The organism is Fibrobacter sp. UWB5, assembly GCF_002210295.1.
GTDB lineage: Bacteria > Fibrobacterota > Fibrobacteria > Fibrobacterales > Fibrobacteraceae > Fibrobacter.
This window is the reverse complement of sequence record NZ_MWQH01000014.1, coordinates 25,364-40,496: the sequence shown is the minus strand read 5'-3', so window position 1 is coordinate 40,496 and position 15,133 is coordinate 25,364. Positions and strand designations below refer to the sequence as shown.

The 15,133-nt window shown below is 51.5% G+C and carries 14 protein-coding genes; 10 read left to right on the top strand and 4 right to left on the bottom strand.

The window, feature by feature from the left end:
- Positions 1-404: 404 nt before the first annotated feature.
- Genes B7989_RS13680 through B7989_RS13670 form a run of 3 tightly spaced genes read right to left on the bottom strand, consistent with a single transcriptional unit; the run spans position 405 to position 2,430 of the window.
- Positions 405-1,244, bottom strand: a complete 840-nt coding sequence (locus tag B7989_RS13680; RefSeq protein ID WP_088629023.1) for an MBL fold metallo-hydrolase — start codon at positions 1,242-1,244, stop codon at positions 405-407.
- A 15-nt stretch (positions 1,245-1,259) separates the two neighbouring features.
- Positions 1,260-1,856 carry a hypothetical protein gene (locus B7989_RS13675; RefSeq protein ID WP_233144437.1) on the bottom strand — a complete coding sequence of 199 codons (597 nt, stop codon included), beginning with the start codon at positions 1,854-1,856 and terminating at the stop codon, positions 1,260-1,262.
- A 13-nt stretch (positions 1,857-1,869) separates the two neighbouring features.
- Positions 1,870-2,430: a flavin reductase family protein gene (locus B7989_RS13670; protein ID WP_088629022.1), complete on the bottom strand. Its 561-nt coding sequence runs from the start codon at positions 2,428-2,430 to the stop codon at positions 1,870-1,872.
- A gap of 203 nt (positions 2,431-2,633) precedes the next feature.
- Here B7989_RS13670 and B7989_RS13665 point away from each other — a divergent pair, with 203 nt between their 5' ends.
- Both B7989_RS13665 and B7989_RS13660 read left to right on the top strand, forming a co-directional pair.
- Positions 2,634-3,467 carry a TIGR02147 family protein gene (locus B7989_RS13665; protein WP_088629021.1) on the top strand — a complete coding sequence of 278 codons (834 nt, stop codon included), beginning with the start codon at positions 2,634-2,636 and terminating at the stop codon, positions 3,465-3,467.
- Positions 3,460-5,316: a hypothetical protein gene (locus tag B7989_RS13660; RefSeq protein ID WP_088629020.1), complete on the top strand. Its 1,857-nt coding sequence runs from the start codon at positions 3,460-3,462 to the stop codon at positions 5,314-5,316. The genes B7989_RS13665 and B7989_RS13660 overlap by 8 nt, the downstream gene beginning before the upstream one ends.
- A gap of 17 nt (positions 5,317-5,333) precedes the next feature.
- Here B7989_RS13660 and B7989_RS13655 read toward each other — a convergent pair whose 3' ends face one another.
- Positions 5,334-7,019 (bottom strand): ABC-ATPase domain-containing protein, encoded by a 1,686-nt coding sequence (locus B7989_RS13655; protein ID WP_088629019.1) that lies wholly within the window; start codon positions 7,017-7,019, stop codon positions 5,334-5,336.
- Positions 7,020-7,139: 120 nt separating this feature from the next.
- Here B7989_RS13655 and B7989_RS13650 point away from each other — a divergent pair, with 120 nt between their 5' ends.
- The 8 genes from B7989_RS13650 (at position 7,140) to B7989_RS13620 (ending at position 15,094) form a co-directional block, all read left to right on the top strand.
- Positions 7,140-7,673, top strand: a complete 534-nt coding sequence (locus tag B7989_RS13650; protein ID WP_088629018.1) for a PEGA domain-containing protein — start codon at positions 7,140-7,142, stop codon at positions 7,671-7,673.
- A gap of 94 nt (positions 7,674-7,767) precedes the next feature.
- Entirely contained in the window at positions 7,768-9,165 is a 1,398-nt protein-coding gene (locus B7989_RS13645) for a hypothetical protein (RefSeq protein WP_088629017.1), read from the top strand.
- Between the two features lie 79 nt (positions 9,166-9,244).
- Positions 9,245-10,045 (top strand): hypothetical protein, encoded by an 801-nt coding sequence (locus B7989_RS13640; RefSeq protein ID WP_088629016.1) that lies wholly within the window; start codon positions 9,245-9,247, stop codon positions 10,043-10,045.
- Positions 10,046-10,066: 21 nt separating this feature from the next.
- Complete coding sequence (locus tag B7989_RS13635; protein WP_088629015.1) at positions 10,067-10,792, top strand: response regulator transcription factor; 726 nt, start codon at positions 10,067-10,069, stop codon at positions 10,790-10,792.
- Positions 10,780-12,657 (top strand): sensor histidine kinase KdpD, encoded by a 1,878-nt coding sequence (locus B7989_RS13630; RefSeq protein WP_088629014.1) that lies wholly within the window; start codon positions 10,780-10,782, stop codon positions 12,655-12,657. The genes B7989_RS13635 and B7989_RS13630 overlap by 13 nt, the downstream gene beginning before the upstream one ends.
- 151 nt (positions 12,658-12,808) lie before the next feature.
- A complete protein-coding gene (locus B7989_RS13625) occupies positions 12,809-14,143 on the top strand; it encodes an ATP-dependent 6-phosphofructokinase (protein ID WP_088629013.1) in 1,335 nt (444 codons plus the stop codon).
- A gap of 31 nt (positions 14,144-14,174) precedes the next feature.
- Entirely contained in the window at positions 14,175-14,318 is a 144-nt protein-coding gene (locus B7989_RS14045; protein ID WP_158212933.1) for a hypothetical protein, read from the top strand.
- Between the two features lie 17 nt (positions 14,319-14,335).
- The gene (locus B7989_RS13620) at positions 14,336-15,094 is read left to right on the top strand and encodes a hypothetical protein (protein ID WP_088629012.1); all 759 of its coding nucleotides are present in this window, start codon (positions 14,336-14,338) and stop codon (positions 15,092-15,094) included.
- The last annotated feature ends 39 nt before the right edge of the window (positions 15,095-15,133 follow it).

The window sequence follows — 15,133 nt, the reverse complement described above, 5'->3', positions numbered from 1 at the left end:
AAGACACGCCACCAGCGTTCGTTCTGAGCCAGGATCAAACTCTTCATTAATTTTTAAAGTCTTGGTCCCGTTAATCACGTTCGTATAATTGACTATTCCAAGAAATCTCTTGGACCCGTCACTAAGCACATCTCCGATTCCTTCAATCTTCCCGGCGGCCTCGCGGGCCTCCGTCTCGCGTTCGTTTGGGCTTGAACCCTCTCGTTCGCGGGTGAGGCCAATTATAGAACTTTACGCTGTGTCCGTCAAGGGGTTAGGGCAAAAAATTTCACTTTTTTTTCGATTTTTTTGAAATAACGGTATTCCGCCCATGCGCGACACAATCTATCAACACACTATAAACATATTTATGGAAACGCCCCAAGCAAAAACCCGTTTTGCCCGGCACAAAAGGCCTAAAGCCCCTATAGCTCTATAGTTAAACCGCAGCGCATTTGTTCGGCGCGGTCGCCCAGGACCTCGTGCAGGATTTCAAATGCGCGATTTCCGGTGCAGTGCCCGGTATAAATCTTCTGGACATCCAGTTCGCGCAGGCGCTCGGCAAAGGCGCGCACCACTTCATCTTTATAGCGGAACAAATGGAATCCGCCGAGAATCGCATAAATCTTTTTGCCGGGGAACGTAGCCTCAATCTCTTTTACGATATTATCTGCGCCGCCATGGCTGCAACTATTCATAACAAACAGGCCCTTAGGCGTATCGAACACGAGACTTTGTTCGTGATCAAAACTATCGTAGCGGTACTTGCCGTTTTCCTTGACCGAAAGATGGGCACGCTCGCCAATCGCAGAGAGGCCCGGTGTCTTGTGCGGCACCAAGTACACATTCGGTGCAATCTGCATATCGCCTTCAGCAAAGCGGATGCGGTCTGCGAAACGCTTTAAAAAGCCCTTGTGGATTCCAATGTATTCGTGGTAAGTAAATCGCCCCAGCAATTTGTGTGCATGGTAGCAGTTTTCGCCCGCACCCTTGCGCAAGTAAAAAGGAGCAATCTTGTTCAGCGCAAAGAACCTGGCCATGCCATCGCTATGGTCAAAATGCGCGTGACTCAAAATGCCCATGTCGATCTTCGAAAGGTCCACACCCATCACGCCCGCGTTTTTCGCGAACAGGTGCGACGCTCCCGTATCGAGCAGATAACGCTTGCCTTCGAATTCCACGTACACCGACAAGCCCCATTCGCCAAAGAGCTTGCGGGGGCCACAGCAACTAGCGATGTTATCGATAAGGACCTGAATCTTCATATTGCAAAAGCCGGATTATTCGCAGTCGAGGCAAGTCCATTCGATTACGCCATCGCAGCCGTCCTTGGTACCGGAAAGGCGTTCGCAGGTATAGCTTTCGATGTCGATCAGGAACCCGAGTTCGCCTGCGTTCTGAGTGCAGCACCCGTCGCAATCGCTATCAGCGCACTTGTCGTAAACGGTGGCATCTATGGTGCGGCCATTCTGACGCAGCCTGAAAGTTTTCAGTTTGTACTTGCCCCAATCCTTTTCGTGGATGGAGATGATGTTATGTTCGCTGACCCACTCTTCGGTCTGCTGGTCCGGTAGGCCAGCAAAGTAGCCCGCCCATTCGCAGCCGTTGTACACCACGCATTCTTCGCTGCCTGGGTCAGGCCAAGAAATATACCACGTAAGGTTCGCCTTGTTCCATACCGTGTCGGCAGCGGGTTCAGTGGCCGTAGACTCAATGGCTGAACTTGACTCCGGAGCAACCGCTTCGGAGCTGCTGGATTCCACTATTTCTACAGAGCTGCTGGATTCTACAGGTTCGTGCGATGTGCTAGAGGTACCACCGCAAGCGCCCAGCAAGGCAACCACCGCAACACACAAAACATAATGAAGACTCTTCATACTCCCCCTCAAACTAACCCAATAACTTTCCGTCACTGAAGGCGTTGCCTACGCGGCGTTCCATCACGTAGTAGCCATGGCCTGCAGAATCGTAGCACACCGGCGCGAGCTTTTCAACTGAGAGCTTGCCGGATTCATCGAGTACGGAATCGTCGACAGACACATTCACGATTTCGCCGAGCAAAAGTTCCGAATCTTCGTCGTAGCTGACGAGCTTGCATTCCAACGCAAGCGGGAGTTCTGCAATCAGCGGGGCATCCACATGTGCGCTCTTGACAGAGGTCAGGCCCGAATGAGCAAACTTGTCGGCCACCTTGTTGCCCAAAGTAACACCCAGGTAATCAATCGCCTTGATGTTCTTTGCCGTGGCCATGCTTACCGTAAAGGCCTTGCGGGCCAAAATATTCGGCATGGTCTTATGACTATGCGCCACGTAAATAGCCACCTGGTTTGTATCGCTAATGGAGCCCCATGCGGCTACCATGGCATTCGTAGAACCGTCTTCGTTATACGTCGCAATCACCAATGTAGGCTGCGGGTACAAGTAAGCTTTAACACCGAGATCTTTACGCATTGTTTGCTCCTTTTAAGTTCTTGATTTACAAGATATAAAAATTTTCTGATTTCATCGCTATTTTTCTCTATAACACAAAGTGTGTTATTTAGAATCAAAAACTTGAATTAACCGACTAAAAATCAGTGATTTTCGTAAAATTCAGCGATTTTTGTGTTATAAAAACATTGACTTTTGCAACTGCAGAATCTAGTTTTATAGATATGAAGTCGGTCCTCGAATACAGAGATTACCACGCATTTATGCAGGATTACTACGATTCCCGCAAAAAAAGCGGAGCATTTTCGTGGCGTGAATTCAGCAAGAATGCCGGTTTTTCGTCTTCAAACTACCTGAAACTGGTTTGCATGGGCAAAAGCAAACTGAGCAAGGTCAAAACAGCCCAAGTTGCCAAAGCCATGGGGTTGATTGGTCACGAAGCCGAATACTTTGAGCAACTCGTTATTTTCGGAAATGCCATAAAGGATAGCGTCAAAAAAACAGCTTTCTTGGAAATGTCAAGGATTGCCCAAGAGCACAAGGTTCGCGTTATCGATAGCGATGCATTCCAGTACTACGAATCCTGGAAATACCCCGTCATTCGTGAACTTGCCCCCATGATGCCCAACACTCAGCCACGAAAAATCGCCGACGAATGCAAAGAGTATGTTTCGGCTGAAGAGGTCCGCGACATTCTCGCTTTCTTAGTGAAAGCAGGATTCCTCAAGAAAGACGGCGATAAAGTCTATTCGCAAACTGAAAAAGCCGTCGTCGGTTCGCCAGAAGCCCTCCCGATCGCCATTCGCGAAATGCACAAGGAAATGGGCAGCATGGCCGTGCGTGCAGTAGACCGATACAACGCAAGCGAGCGCTACTTTACTGGAATGACGATCGGTGTTAACGAAGAAACCTATTCACGAATTGTTGACGAAATCAACATTTGCGCCAAGAAGATTGCCGCCATTGCAAATGAAAGCGATAACTTAAACCAAGTCTACGGACTGAATCTTCAACTTTTCCCTTTCACAAATAAGATTGAAGGAGAAAGCCATGCTTAACATTAAACAAAATTTCTACATGGCGGGAGCAATTGCCCTTATTGCGCTGGCCGCCTGTTCCTCTGACAGCCCTACCACTGCGGGCTCCACGACTATTCCGAATGCGACCGCCGAAGTCAGCAGTTCTTCGAACGTCACATCCTCAAGTTCGTCTGATGCAATCATCAATGGGCAAGACATCGTTTTCACAACAACAGCAACCGCAAAAAAGGCTATCCCCCAAGGAGAAATCACCATCTATGGTTTGGAAAACGGTGCACAAGCATCATGTTCTATCGGCAAAAATGCCAAAACAAAATCATACACAGCAAAAATTAGCATCATTAACGGGAACGCCATGGAGAGCACACTCTCTCTGCGAAACTTCGGTGATACCTGTAAGGATCTCCTGAAATCATTCAAAGAGTCCTGCTCTTCAGGCGTGGCATATGCAGCCCCCGATGCAGAATGTAATCAAAGAGGGGACCTAAAAATATTCTGTAACGCCTCCAAGACCAATTCCGTAAGAATATGCAATGGTTCCGATGATAACTGCGCCACTGCAGAAGCAGACTCTACACTCAACTTCAACGATATCGTTGATGAATTCTCAAGACAAGCCGGCGCAATATGCGAGAGCATTGCAGATGGCTTTGACACTGCCACATACAACCCGCAGGCATCGAATTCCGACAGCAGCCTAGAGGTAATCGAAGATTCCCTTCCCACTTTACCCGTGGCAGCAGACGTTCCCGTATTTCAGAACCTCCTCGCTCCTTTTACAGCCAACAACGAAAAGGTTCTCCAATTCGACAGTCACGTAATCGCATATAATACGGCTCTTTCTCCCAGTTGCGAAAACATCATGGTTTCATACGACGAAAATGAAATGATTATTCCCGTGAAACCCATCTCCGGCGAAGCCATTGCCGAATGTTTCCCCAAAACAGCACCGGTTCTAGAAGAGAACCATCTGACTGAAGACGGAAAGACAAAATTTTACGCCGTAATCACCAGTATGGGAGAATCTCCGCAGGTTCTGGTTTTGAACAAATTTACAGGCGAAGAAATCAACATCTATGTGGTGTATCCCGGGAACAACTGTTTCCTTAACGCAACCGGTCCCATTGTCATGTACCTGGTCGCCGACACCGAAAATACCGCCATAAATAAAAACATAATTATAACCGGCAAAGAACTCCGTAGCGAATCATGGAATTGCGACGAAAAGGGAAATTTCCCTGACAATGTCAAGCCTTACGGCGAATGGTACCGAACTGATTTAGCCATTTACAGCAGTTCCACTAGCAACGACTCCACAATCAACACAGGCAGAAAATTCATCATTGCGCCCAACACCGAAAACCTAGAGGTCTCCGATGAAGAGCGAGCAATCTTGGACAGCCTTGCAAAAGCTTTTCCGCAAAAATCTACGACAGACCAAATTGATGGAATGACGCGTTTCATCAATTACGACGCGCAGTATCATTTTACGACACAAAAAGAACGATACACTATCCCCGAAGAAGACAATCCGTATTTCTGCATAGTTGATGTGTATCAAGAAGAATCAGGATTGATTCGTTCATTCACTCCCAATTCACGTGGAACGCTTCAAGCAACGATTCTTCTTACCCCAAACAATTCTATCGCTTACTTGGCCTATGGCGAAGTCTATTCTTCAGTAGGACCAGCCAAGAGCCTATTCAAGGAAGAATGCGAAGCGACTAACGGATCTTTCTATGACTACTACCCCAACGACGGTAAAGTAGCCGTAGCATGCGCGGTAAAGAATTTTACAGGCTTTCCTTTCGAGACGATTGTCAGCGAACAGCAAAGCCTGTGCGATAATGATTACAAAAGCTTTTAAAGCAAAAAATCTTTTAACTACCTAGAGCCTTCCCTCAGTCTGAACGCCACGCAGGCGATGTCGACGACACGCGGGAGGCTCATTTCGCGGCTCATGCCCTGCGGCAAGTTGCGGAAGCCCACGTTCTGAATTTTTTCGTGAAGCTTCTGGATAGTCGCGGCGACAGAATCGCCGGCGCTAGCATCCGATTCCGAATTGCTGGCGGCGTTCTGTAACAGGTTCAAAAGCACAAAGCCCGCACCCAGGCGCTGCTGCTTGTCGACAAGCGTATTGAGGCGCGAAGTGTCTGACACCAGGAACCCGATTTGCAACAAAGTATCGCCCGAAAGTTTTACCTTAACCTGACGCTCGACCGCAGAGGTGGGGCGCACTGATTTTTGCAAGGGTTGCATGTAGCCTACAAACGGGCGCGCGCTTGAAGCCGCGGCTGTGGATTGTTGCGATTCCGGCGATGCCGAAGACTTTGCGCATTCGGCCTTGTAATTCGCCATGACCACGATGTTATCGGCAAGGTCGAGGTAGTCGCCGCAGGCACCTGCCACCAGAATAAAGCTGTAGCCCTGTGCCGAAATTTCGCGGATGCGGTCAGTCAAGGGAATCAAAGGTTCGCGGTCATCGCCCAAGAGCTTGCGCACACGCACGTCGCGAATCAAGAAGTTCACCGCCGAGGAATCTTCGTCGATCAAGAAAGTGCCAGCCCCCGCTTCCATAGCTTCGAGCAAGTTCGCGGCTTCGCTTGTAGAGCCCGACGCCGAAAGTGTATTGAAATTCTTGGTCGAAACGCCGCCCGGCAAATCGCGCACGAACTGCGACAAGTCTGTGCCGCGCACGCTGCGGCCGTCTTCGACGCCCACGCGGAGTGCCGATTCGTCAATCACGATTCCTTCGCGGCCGTCGCCCGGAATATGCGGGTAGACCGCGCGGGTCAAGGCCTGCAACAAGGTCGACTTTCCATGAAAGGCACCGCCCGTAATCACGGTGATTCCCTTCGGGATTCCCATGCCACGAATTTCGCGACCGCACACATTCAAGGTCACCGCCATCTGTTCGGGAGCGGTAAACGGCACCGCGCCCTCGAGCGGCAATTCGCTCAAGCCCGATGCTCGCGGAAGCACAGCGCCATCGGGCACGAATGCACACAGCCCGCGGCTTTCGAGCTGGGTCAAAATCTCCTTGCGTTCAGCGAGCACACGATAATAATCTTGCAAGGCGGCCTCGTCGGACTTGCTGTAATAAAGGCCTGCCGACACCAAGTCGGGCAATACCATCGTCAAAATTTCGGCAGCGACTTCGGCCTGAATCTTGCGGCCTTCGCCCGGGAGCCTTACCTGCAGGCAGGCCCGGAGCTCGCCGTTATCAATCCACAGGGAATTTCGCACCAGCATCTCGGGTCCAGCCGTATCGAATACGATGGCGGCGTCCTTATCAGGGTACTTTTCCTTAACCAGTCGCGAAAGCTTGCGGTGCAAGAAATCGCTCAGCGCCAAGCGACGCTCAAAAGAGCCGCCCCATTCGCCCGCATAACCGAGCATCGAAAGATTCGCCTTGATCACGACTCTAGAGGCCGGCGCATACGGATCGCCCTGCACATGCAGGAATTCCAGCGCGAAGTCGCCAAAATCCCATGGTTTGTCTGCCAAGGACTTGTAGAGACCGTAATTTTTGCCATTTAAAGTGCGAATTTTCTGGTAAAGGGCTTTCATGTAGTGAAAAGTAGTTTTTTAGGGGCGCTTTTTTAGCACGCGTTTCTAAACTTTTGCACAAAAAAAAATTAAATTCCCTAAAAACTTTATATTTTTAGAACAAACAAACAGGAGAAATCCATGAAAAAGCTTTACATTTTTGCGCTTTTGGTCGCATTCCTCTTTACCGCCGCCGTCGCTGACGACGATCCACCTCCGCGCGGTAAGGCCGCTACCATCACCATCATCACCAACCCGCCTAACAGCGACGTGTTCCTCGGTGGCGAACCTCTCGGCAAGAGCCCGATCGAAAACGCCAGCGTCAAGTCTGGCCGCCAGACCCTCGTGGTGATCGACCAGGGTTACGAACTGGTGAACCAGCGCGTGAACATTTGGCCGGGTAACGACAAGCGTAACGTGTTCGACTTCGGCACCAAGATTCCTAAGGGTGCTATCAAGGTGACCACCATTCCGGGCAAGTGCCTCATCTACATCGACGGCGACAATGCCGACAAGACCGACGGTGCCGCACTCACCATCAACAACCTCGATGCCGGTGACCACGTGATTCGCGCCGAATGCTCCAACCGCAAGTCTGCCGAAGCTCTCGTGACCGTGAAGGGTGAAGAAACTGTCGAAGTGACCCTTGACGCTTCCGGCAAGAAGAAGAAGTAATTTCTCTCTCAGTGGTTTATGCCATCAAGCCTCCGACTCGAAGTCGGAGGCTATTTTATTTATATTTAATTGCAGATTCATTACCGGAGTTTTCATGAAACGCCTTTTATTGCTCGCAGTATCTGCACTGCTTCTGTGTTCTTGCGCAAACAAGTCCATGACTCGTTATGAAACGCTGGCCCCCGTACTCAAGAAGGAAGGTTTCGAGGGCACTATCGAAAAAATCGAAAAGAAGAAAGACGACCTTTACGGCGAAAAGAGCGCCTTCCTTTACCACTTCGACGAAGGCATGCTTTACCATTACGCCGGCAAGAACCAGGAAAGCATCAAGCACTTTGCACAGGCCGAACAGATTTACGAAGACCTGTACACCAAGTCGGTTACTAACGAAGCCGCAGCCCTCGTGACCAACGACAATATTCGCCCCTACAGGGCCCGCCCCTTCGAAGTACTGATGATGTACCAGTACCAGATTTTGAACTACCTCGCCATCGGTGATTTAGACGGAGCCTTAGTCGAAGTCCGCAGGGCGCAAATCGCCTCCGAAGCCCTTTACCAGAAAGACAAGGAAAAGGTGAACGACAACGGCTGGCTACGTTACCTGAGCGCCATCGTTTACGATATGGCCGGCGAAGAAGACGATGCCGCCATCGCCTACCTGAAGGCAGCCAAGGCGTTCGAAGAGGGCAACGTGAAGATGCCCAAGGAAGTCTGGGAATACATCAACGAAAGCCTCACCAAGATGGACCGCGCAGACGACCTGAAGAGTCTCAAGACCGAAGCACTCACGAGCACGCCCAAGGCAACGGCCGCCCGCACCAAGGGCCAAGAAATCATCGTGGTGGGTTACGCTGGCCACAGCCCAATCCTTGGCGAAATGTACCTGTCAGGCACCTACGTGAGCGGCACCGCCATGAACCTCACCTACAAAGACGGCAAGACCGGAAAAATCAATACGTTTACCGTTTTCGCACCCCCTGTTGCAGGTGCCGGCAGCAATACATTCCATGTCGGGTTCGCCCTTCCCGAAAAGAAGGAATTGCCCCAGCGCACAAGCATGTTCAGCGTAAATCTGGACGGAACCATGCGCGTCTCGCCCGAAAAAGTGGCCAATATTGATTCCGAACTCGAGCAGAACATGAAAGACGAGAACGCGACCACCGCGGTCCGTACCATTACCCGCGTAGTGCTCCGCACAATCGCCGCCCAAAAGGCCAAGAAGGCGACCAACACGGGCAACGGGATCTTCGACCTCGTGAAAAACATCGCCGTAGACGTGGGCCAGAGCCAGTTGGAACAGGCAGACCTACGTATCGGTCTATTCATGCCCAACACCATCAACGTGACCCGCATTCCGGTCGATGCCGGGGACCACGACGTGACCATTTCTGCTCTGGACGGTCAGGGAAGAGTCATCGGGGACTACAAGTTGGGCAAAATTAAGGTCGGTAAAGGGCAGAAAAAAATTGTCGTCGTTCCCTCGATTGACTGATTTTAGTATTTTATGAAAAAATAACATCCGCTTTTTGAAATAATAATGTAGTTTCAAAGGCAAAGTTTAAGGAGCAAATATGAACTTAAAAGCTTTAGTCGCTGCTGGCGCTTTGCTCGCCACCCAGTCCTTCGCCATTGTGGGCGTCGGCTTCCACTACGCCCCGGGTTTTGGCACCAAGATGAAAGCCGCTGAACCGGCTCCCATTGCCAACAACATTAATCTGAGCCACGACGGCTTCGACGGCATGATGCAGGGCTTCGGCTTCAAGGCATGGATTGACCTCCTCCCGGTGATCGACATCGAAGCTACCTTGAATATCCAGTTCGGCTCCTACGACGCATCTCTTTGGGTCGATAATCCGGCAGACGGAACCGTCAACGAAATCCCTCTCGAAATTGAACTGGGCGGCACCCCGTTCGGCAAGGCAAACCCGAAGTTTGTCGCCATGACCGGTGACCTCTCCATCACCTACCCCATTACGACTTTGCCTATCATTCGCCCCTACATCGGTGGCGGTCTTTCTTACCACCTGAACAGCTTTGTCTTGAACCAGAAGTTCGCTTCTAGCTTTATTCAGCCGAGCACCTTCGACGAAGTCGCAGCAATTGTGCTTGACCAGACTATGGACAACGACGCCAAGTCCCAGGCTCTCCAGGCCAAGGGTCAGGAAATGAAAGCCCAAATCCAGGACAAGGCTCTTGACGAAGGCCTGAACACCAGCATCGGTGGCCACATCTTGGTGGGCCTCCGTGCCAAGCTCCCGATTATCCCGATTGCCGCTTACGGCAACTTCAAGTACTACATCGGCGGTGACTATCCGAGTGAAGTGGATCCCGGTAACATGACCGTTGAATTGGGTGTCGGACTCGCAATTTAATCATAATCCCAGGTAAAATAAATGACGACTGAAAACACAAGCACGACCAAGATTCTTATCATCGAAGACGAAATCGCCATTGCCGAAGGCCTGATCGACCTTTGCAAGCTGAATGGCTACAACGTTAAGCATTGCGCCGACGGCGAAAGCGGCCTTGCCGAAGCCCTCACCAAGCAGTACAACCTGGTTCTCCTGGACTTGATGCTCCCTGGCATGGACGGCTTTACCGTCTGTGACAAAATCCGCGAACAGGACAAGAGCCTCCCGATTATCATCCTTTCTGCAAAGAATGCCGATGACGATATCATCAACGGCCTCAAGTACGGTGCAGACGACTACATTCCGAAGCCGTTCTCCGTTCCGATGCTTTTGGCCCGTATTGACGCCGTGCTCCGTCGCAGCCGTCAGACCATGGAAAACGAAGGCAAGCTCGTCGCCGGCAGCCTGCGCGTGAACTTCCGCGAATACACCGGCACCCGCGGTACCGAAGAACTCGCCTTCACCCGTAAGGAAATCGAAATCCTCGAATACCTGTGGCGCAACCGTGACCACGCCGTTCCGCGTTCCGAACTGCTCCGCAAGGTCTGGGGTTACGAAAACGCTGATTCTGTGGACACCCGCACCGTGGATATCCACATTACCAAGCTCCGCAAGAAAATCGAAGACGATCCTTCGCATCCGAAACTCTTGGTCACCTTCCGTGGAGAAGGCTACCAGATGCGTTCTGCACCTGAATGCGACAAGTAAAAGCTAAAGTAGCTGCGGCTCTAACGTATCTCAAGAAACACCAGGCAATCATCATGGAACGCCTGGTGTTTATTTCCATTTTCTTGGTCATCGCAATTCCTCTGACCATCTTGTTCGTCAAGACTTACGAGCAGTCCACGGCGCTCGAAGAAAAGAAAGTCGAGGAACGCATTGACTCTGCCTACGAGAGCCTTAGACTCAGACTGTCCTCGGACTTCAACCTGGAAAACAGCCGTTCCTACAAGGACTACGGCATCCTGAACTCGATTACCGTGATTGGCGGCAACAGCCGACTCTTCTCGGAATTCTTCTCGTTCCCGGATTCCAGTGGCCCGTACTGCGACTTCGACTCCCTGTACCGCCAGTGCCGCAAGGGTTTGCTCGGGCATTTCCAGATTTCGCATAGCGGTGAACTCCTGACGCCCTTCTACCCCGACACCAGCACCGGTATCGGCAAGTCCATGTGGGACAACTTCTCCTTCGACGACCAGGAACAACGTAAGAAGACGCGCGACCTGATCCAGTACTTGCTCATAAAGCTCGACATTCGAAACGGGCTCCCGAAGCGCACCGTGCAGACGGTTGACTCCACCGAAGCCATCGACCAACTTTACGACGAGATTCCGGACTTGCAGATTCCCACCCGCGTGGAACTCACCTCCGAAGAAGAAGCCCTGACTTACATGGCCGAAACCGCCAAGAACGATACGACCCTCACGCCGGACATTCCCGTATTTACCGGTAGCAACACGAACGTCAACATTAGCGACTTGAAGATCCGCATGACGTCGGACTACATCGTGTTCTTCCGTACGATTTACATCGGCATGCTCCCGATTGTGCAGGGCTTTGTCGTCGACAAGAACATCTACCTGAACTACATGACTCAGGAAGAACAGATTGCGTATGCCAAGTTGCCTTACGCCATCGAGCTTGTTTACGAAGACAACGTGCTCTTGACCATCGGCAAGAAGAACGCCGAATACGAACTGAGGACCAAGCGCCCGCTGCCGCCGCCCTACGACAAGATTCTGTTCAAGATGTACTCCAGCGAAATCAGCGGATCTGCAGACTTGACCATTCTGTTTAGCGGACTGATTCTTTTGATCGTGATTGCGGTGTGCCTGATTACCATTTACCGCTTTACGCAAAGCAAGGTGGCGCTTGCCGCCAAGCGTCAGGACTTTGTGTCGGCCATTACGCACGAACTCAAGACTCCGCTGACCGCTATCAAGATGTATGCCGAACTGTTGCAGAATTCCTGGGTAGCAAGCGAAGAAAAGAAGCAACGCTATTACGGCCAGATCGCAAGCGAAGCCGACAGACTTTCGCGCCTGATTCAGAATGTGCTTAATTTGTCTAAACTCGATGGCAACCGCTGGAACGTGCAACTGCGCAAGGAACGCCCGAAGGCCGTGCTTGACGACTTTGTGGCGACCTACAGCAAGAACATCGAAAAGCAAGGGTTCGAGCTTACGGTTTCGACCGATACGGATGCCGACAACGTGGCACTCCTGATTGACCGCGACGCCGTGATGCAGATTCTGATGAACCTGGTGGACAACTCGCTGAAGTTCTCGAAGAACGCAAGCTACAAGATGATCAGCATCGAGCTGCGCGTGAACAACGGCGACATGTACCTTGCCGTACGCGACTACGGCCCGGGCATTCCGGCTTCTGAAATGAAGAAGGTGTTCCAGGAATTCTACCGCGTGGAAAACGAAATGACGCGTTCTACAAGCGGAACGGGTATCGGTCTTTCGATGGTGAAGAAACTTTGTACGCTCACCAACATGAAGATCGAAATCGAAAATGCGGGTCCTGGTCTCAGAACCAAGATTCACTTCCCGCCGCTCGACATTTAATCATTACGGAATTTGAAAATTCGCCCCGGATTTAAGTCCGGGGCGTTTTAAGTAACAAATATCTAAAGAAAATATTTCATCGCGGTGATGCATTTTTTAGTATTTTTTAGGACGCCAAAATACATTCTTATGGCAAACCGAGGAGCATGTCATGACTCAAGAAGACATTCTAAACAATCCGGAAAAGTACGACCTTTCCATCGAAACCGTTGGCAAGGGGACTTTGAAATCGCCCATGAAGGGTGTTCCGTTTGTTTCGGAATCTGACCGAGTAAGCCTTACGGCTGACATTGGCCGAATCCAGAAATTCTGCGAAAGCGGAAAGGCGATTCCGTCGCTCGAAGCGGCCGGCCCTCGCGAAACGATTTTCCACGACCCCGCCTGGACACGCGCAGGCATCGTGACCTGTGGCGGACTCTGCCCCGGTCTTAACAACGTGATCAAGGGTCTTGTTCAGGTGCTGTGGTTCGACTACGGCGTGCGCAACATTTTCGGTATTCCGTACGGCTACCGCGGTTTGAACCCGGCCTACGGTTATTCCCCGATGATCCTGAATCCCGACGTGGTGGACGCCATCCAGGAAGACGGCGGCACCATTCTCGGAAGCTCCCGCGGAAACCAGGACGCCAAGGTGATGGTCGATACCCTGATGCGCCTGAACATTAACGTGCTGTTCTGCATTGGCGGTGACGGTACGCTCCGCGGCGCCCACGACATTGCCGAAGAAGTCAAGAAGCGCCACCAGCCCATTTCGGTGATCGGCATTCCGAAGACTATCGACAACGACTTGAATTTGATCGACCGCACCTTCGGTTTCGAAACCGCAGTGCTCAGCGCTACCGACGTGATTACCAGCGCCCACAACGAAGCCAACGGTGCCTTTAACGGCCTTGGACTCGTGAAGCTCATGGGCCGCGACTCCGGTTTTATTGCCGCTTACGCAGCGCTCGCTACGACGGTCGTGAACATTTGCTTGGTACCCGAGGTACCCTTTACGCTCGACGGACTCTTCAAGGCTCTCGAAAGCCGCTACAGCAGCGGCAAGACGCATGCCGTGATCGTTGTCGCTGAAGGCGCTGGCCAGGAACTCTTCAAGGACCAGCCCGAACGCAAGGACGCCAGCGGAAACATCTTGAAAAACGATATTGGTGAATTCCTGACAAGAAAGATCAAGGAACATTTCGACAAGGTCGGCAAGGAAGTGAATATCAAGTACTTTGACCCGAGCTACATGGTCCGTAGCATTCCGGCCCAAGGTACCGACGCCATTTTCTGCTTCCAGCTCGCCGAAGCTGCCGTACACGCCGGCATGGCCGGCAAGACCGACATGGTCGTCGGCAGCATGAACAATGCATTCTCGCACGTTCCTATCGAATACGCTGTCAGCGAACGCAAGAAGATCAACCCGAATGGTGCGCTGTGGCACGCCGTTCTCGGCATCACGCGCCAGCAGGACTACTTCTCCGGTAAGGGGAAGGGGAAGTAATCCTAAATAAAAAAAGAGGAAACAAAAAGCAATGCTAAAGCAAGAAGACAAGGTGCTCATTCGCACTGCACTCATGGAATATCGCTATCTTTTATTCAAGACTTACCACGGCACCGACGACGAAAAGTCGCGCATTGCCCAATTGAATAAAGTACTGCAAAATTGGCGAGTGTAGTTTCTGTTAAGGGGAAAATGAAAAAAATCCTGGTCACATTGCTGATGTCTGCTGCAAGCGTTGTATGCTTTGCAAACGAAGACCTGCGCATTGCCGATTCTTGCTACGCCGCCAGAGCCGAAAAAGCCATTGGCGACAAGGCGAACCCCAAGAATGCAAGACTCATGATCGACAGCTACCGCAAAGCCATGAACGATGCGTCTGTCGAGGAAAAGGCCACCGAAGGCTACGTGAAGAGCTTGTTTTTCGCGTTCCGCTTTGTACACTTCGAAAAGCACCAGCGCAAGGCAAAGCTCGACAGCCTGAAGACCGTCAGCGAATCTGCCTACCAGAAGTTCCCCAAAAACAGGGAAATCGCCCACGTGTACGCGAGCGCCCTTTCGATGTGGGGCAACGAGCGCGGCGCCCTCACCTCGGTTAAAGAAGGCGTGGCCACCACCGTGCGCGACGTCGCCATTATGGCCGAAGACTACCAGGTGCTGGGACGCGCCCACTTTGTGCTGCCCTACGTTCCGCTGGTACTTTCGTGGCCCGACAAGAAGCTTGCCGACAAGTACTTGAGCCTTGCGCTCGAAAAGAACCCGCGCGACCTTTACAACTATTACTTTTTGGCAGAACTGCGCTTTGACCAGAAGCGCTATGCCGATGCGTTGAACATCATTGACCGCGGCCTTTCCCGCGGCGTGCGCACCAATTTCTTCCTTGAAGACAAGCGCGGCCGCTGGCACTTGAAAGAGCTCCAGAAACAAATCAACGCCAAGCTCGACAAGAAATAATCAAAAAAAACGCCATTAAACAAGAAGGCCGCACCCCCA

Excerpts from the sequence above, each read along its gene's own strand:
- B7989_RS13680 (WP_088629023.1), bottom strand. The coding sequence starts at position 1,244 with ATGAAGATTCAGGTCCTTATCGATAACATCGCTAGTTGCTGTGGCCCC.
- B7989_RS13675 (WP_233144437.1), bottom strand. The coding sequence starts at position 1,856 with ATGAAGAGTCTTCATTATGTTTTGTGTGTTGCGGTGGTTGCCTTGCTG.
- B7989_RS13670 (WP_088629022.1), bottom strand. The coding sequence starts at position 2,430 with ATGCGTAAAGATCTCGGTGTTAAAGCTTACTTGTACCCGCAGCCTACA.
- B7989_RS13665 (WP_088629021.1), top strand. The coding sequence starts at position 2,634 with ATGAAGTCGGTCCTCGAATACAGAGATTACCACGCATTTATGCAGGAT.
- B7989_RS13660 (WP_088629020.1), top strand. The coding sequence starts at position 3,460 with ATGCTTAACATTAAACAAAATTTCTACATGGCGGGAGCAATTGCCCTT.
- B7989_RS13655 (WP_088629019.1), bottom strand. The coding sequence starts at position 7,019 with ATGAAAGCCCTTTACCAGAAAATTCGCACTTTAAATGGCAAAAATTAC.
- B7989_RS13650 (WP_088629018.1), top strand. The coding sequence starts at position 7,140 with ATGAAAAAGCTTTACATTTTTGCGCTTTTGGTCGCATTCCTCTTTACC.
- B7989_RS13645 (WP_088629017.1), top strand. The coding sequence starts at position 7,768 with ATGAAACGCCTTTTATTGCTCGCAGTATCTGCACTGCTTCTGTGTTCT.
- B7989_RS13640 (WP_088629016.1), top strand. The coding sequence starts at position 9,245 with ATGAACTTAAAAGCTTTAGTCGCTGCTGGCGCTTTGCTCGCCACCCAG.
- B7989_RS13635 (WP_088629015.1), top strand. The coding sequence starts at position 10,067 with ATGACGACTGAAAACACAAGCACGACCAAGATTCTTATCATCGAAGAC.
- B7989_RS13630 (WP_088629014.1), top strand. The coding sequence starts at position 10,780 with ATGCGACAAGTAAAAGCTAAAGTAGCTGCGGCTCTAACGTATCTCAAG.
- B7989_RS13625 (WP_088629013.1), top strand. The coding sequence starts at position 12,809 with ATGACTCAAGAAGACATTCTAAACAATCCGGAAAAGTACGACCTTTCC.
- B7989_RS14045 (WP_158212933.1), top strand. The coding sequence starts at position 14,175 with ATGCTAAAGCAAGAAGACAAGGTGCTCATTCGCACTGCACTCATGGAA.
- B7989_RS13620 (WP_088629012.1), top strand. The coding sequence starts at position 14,336 with ATGAAAAAAATCCTGGTCACATTGCTGATGTCTGCTGCAAGCGTTGTA.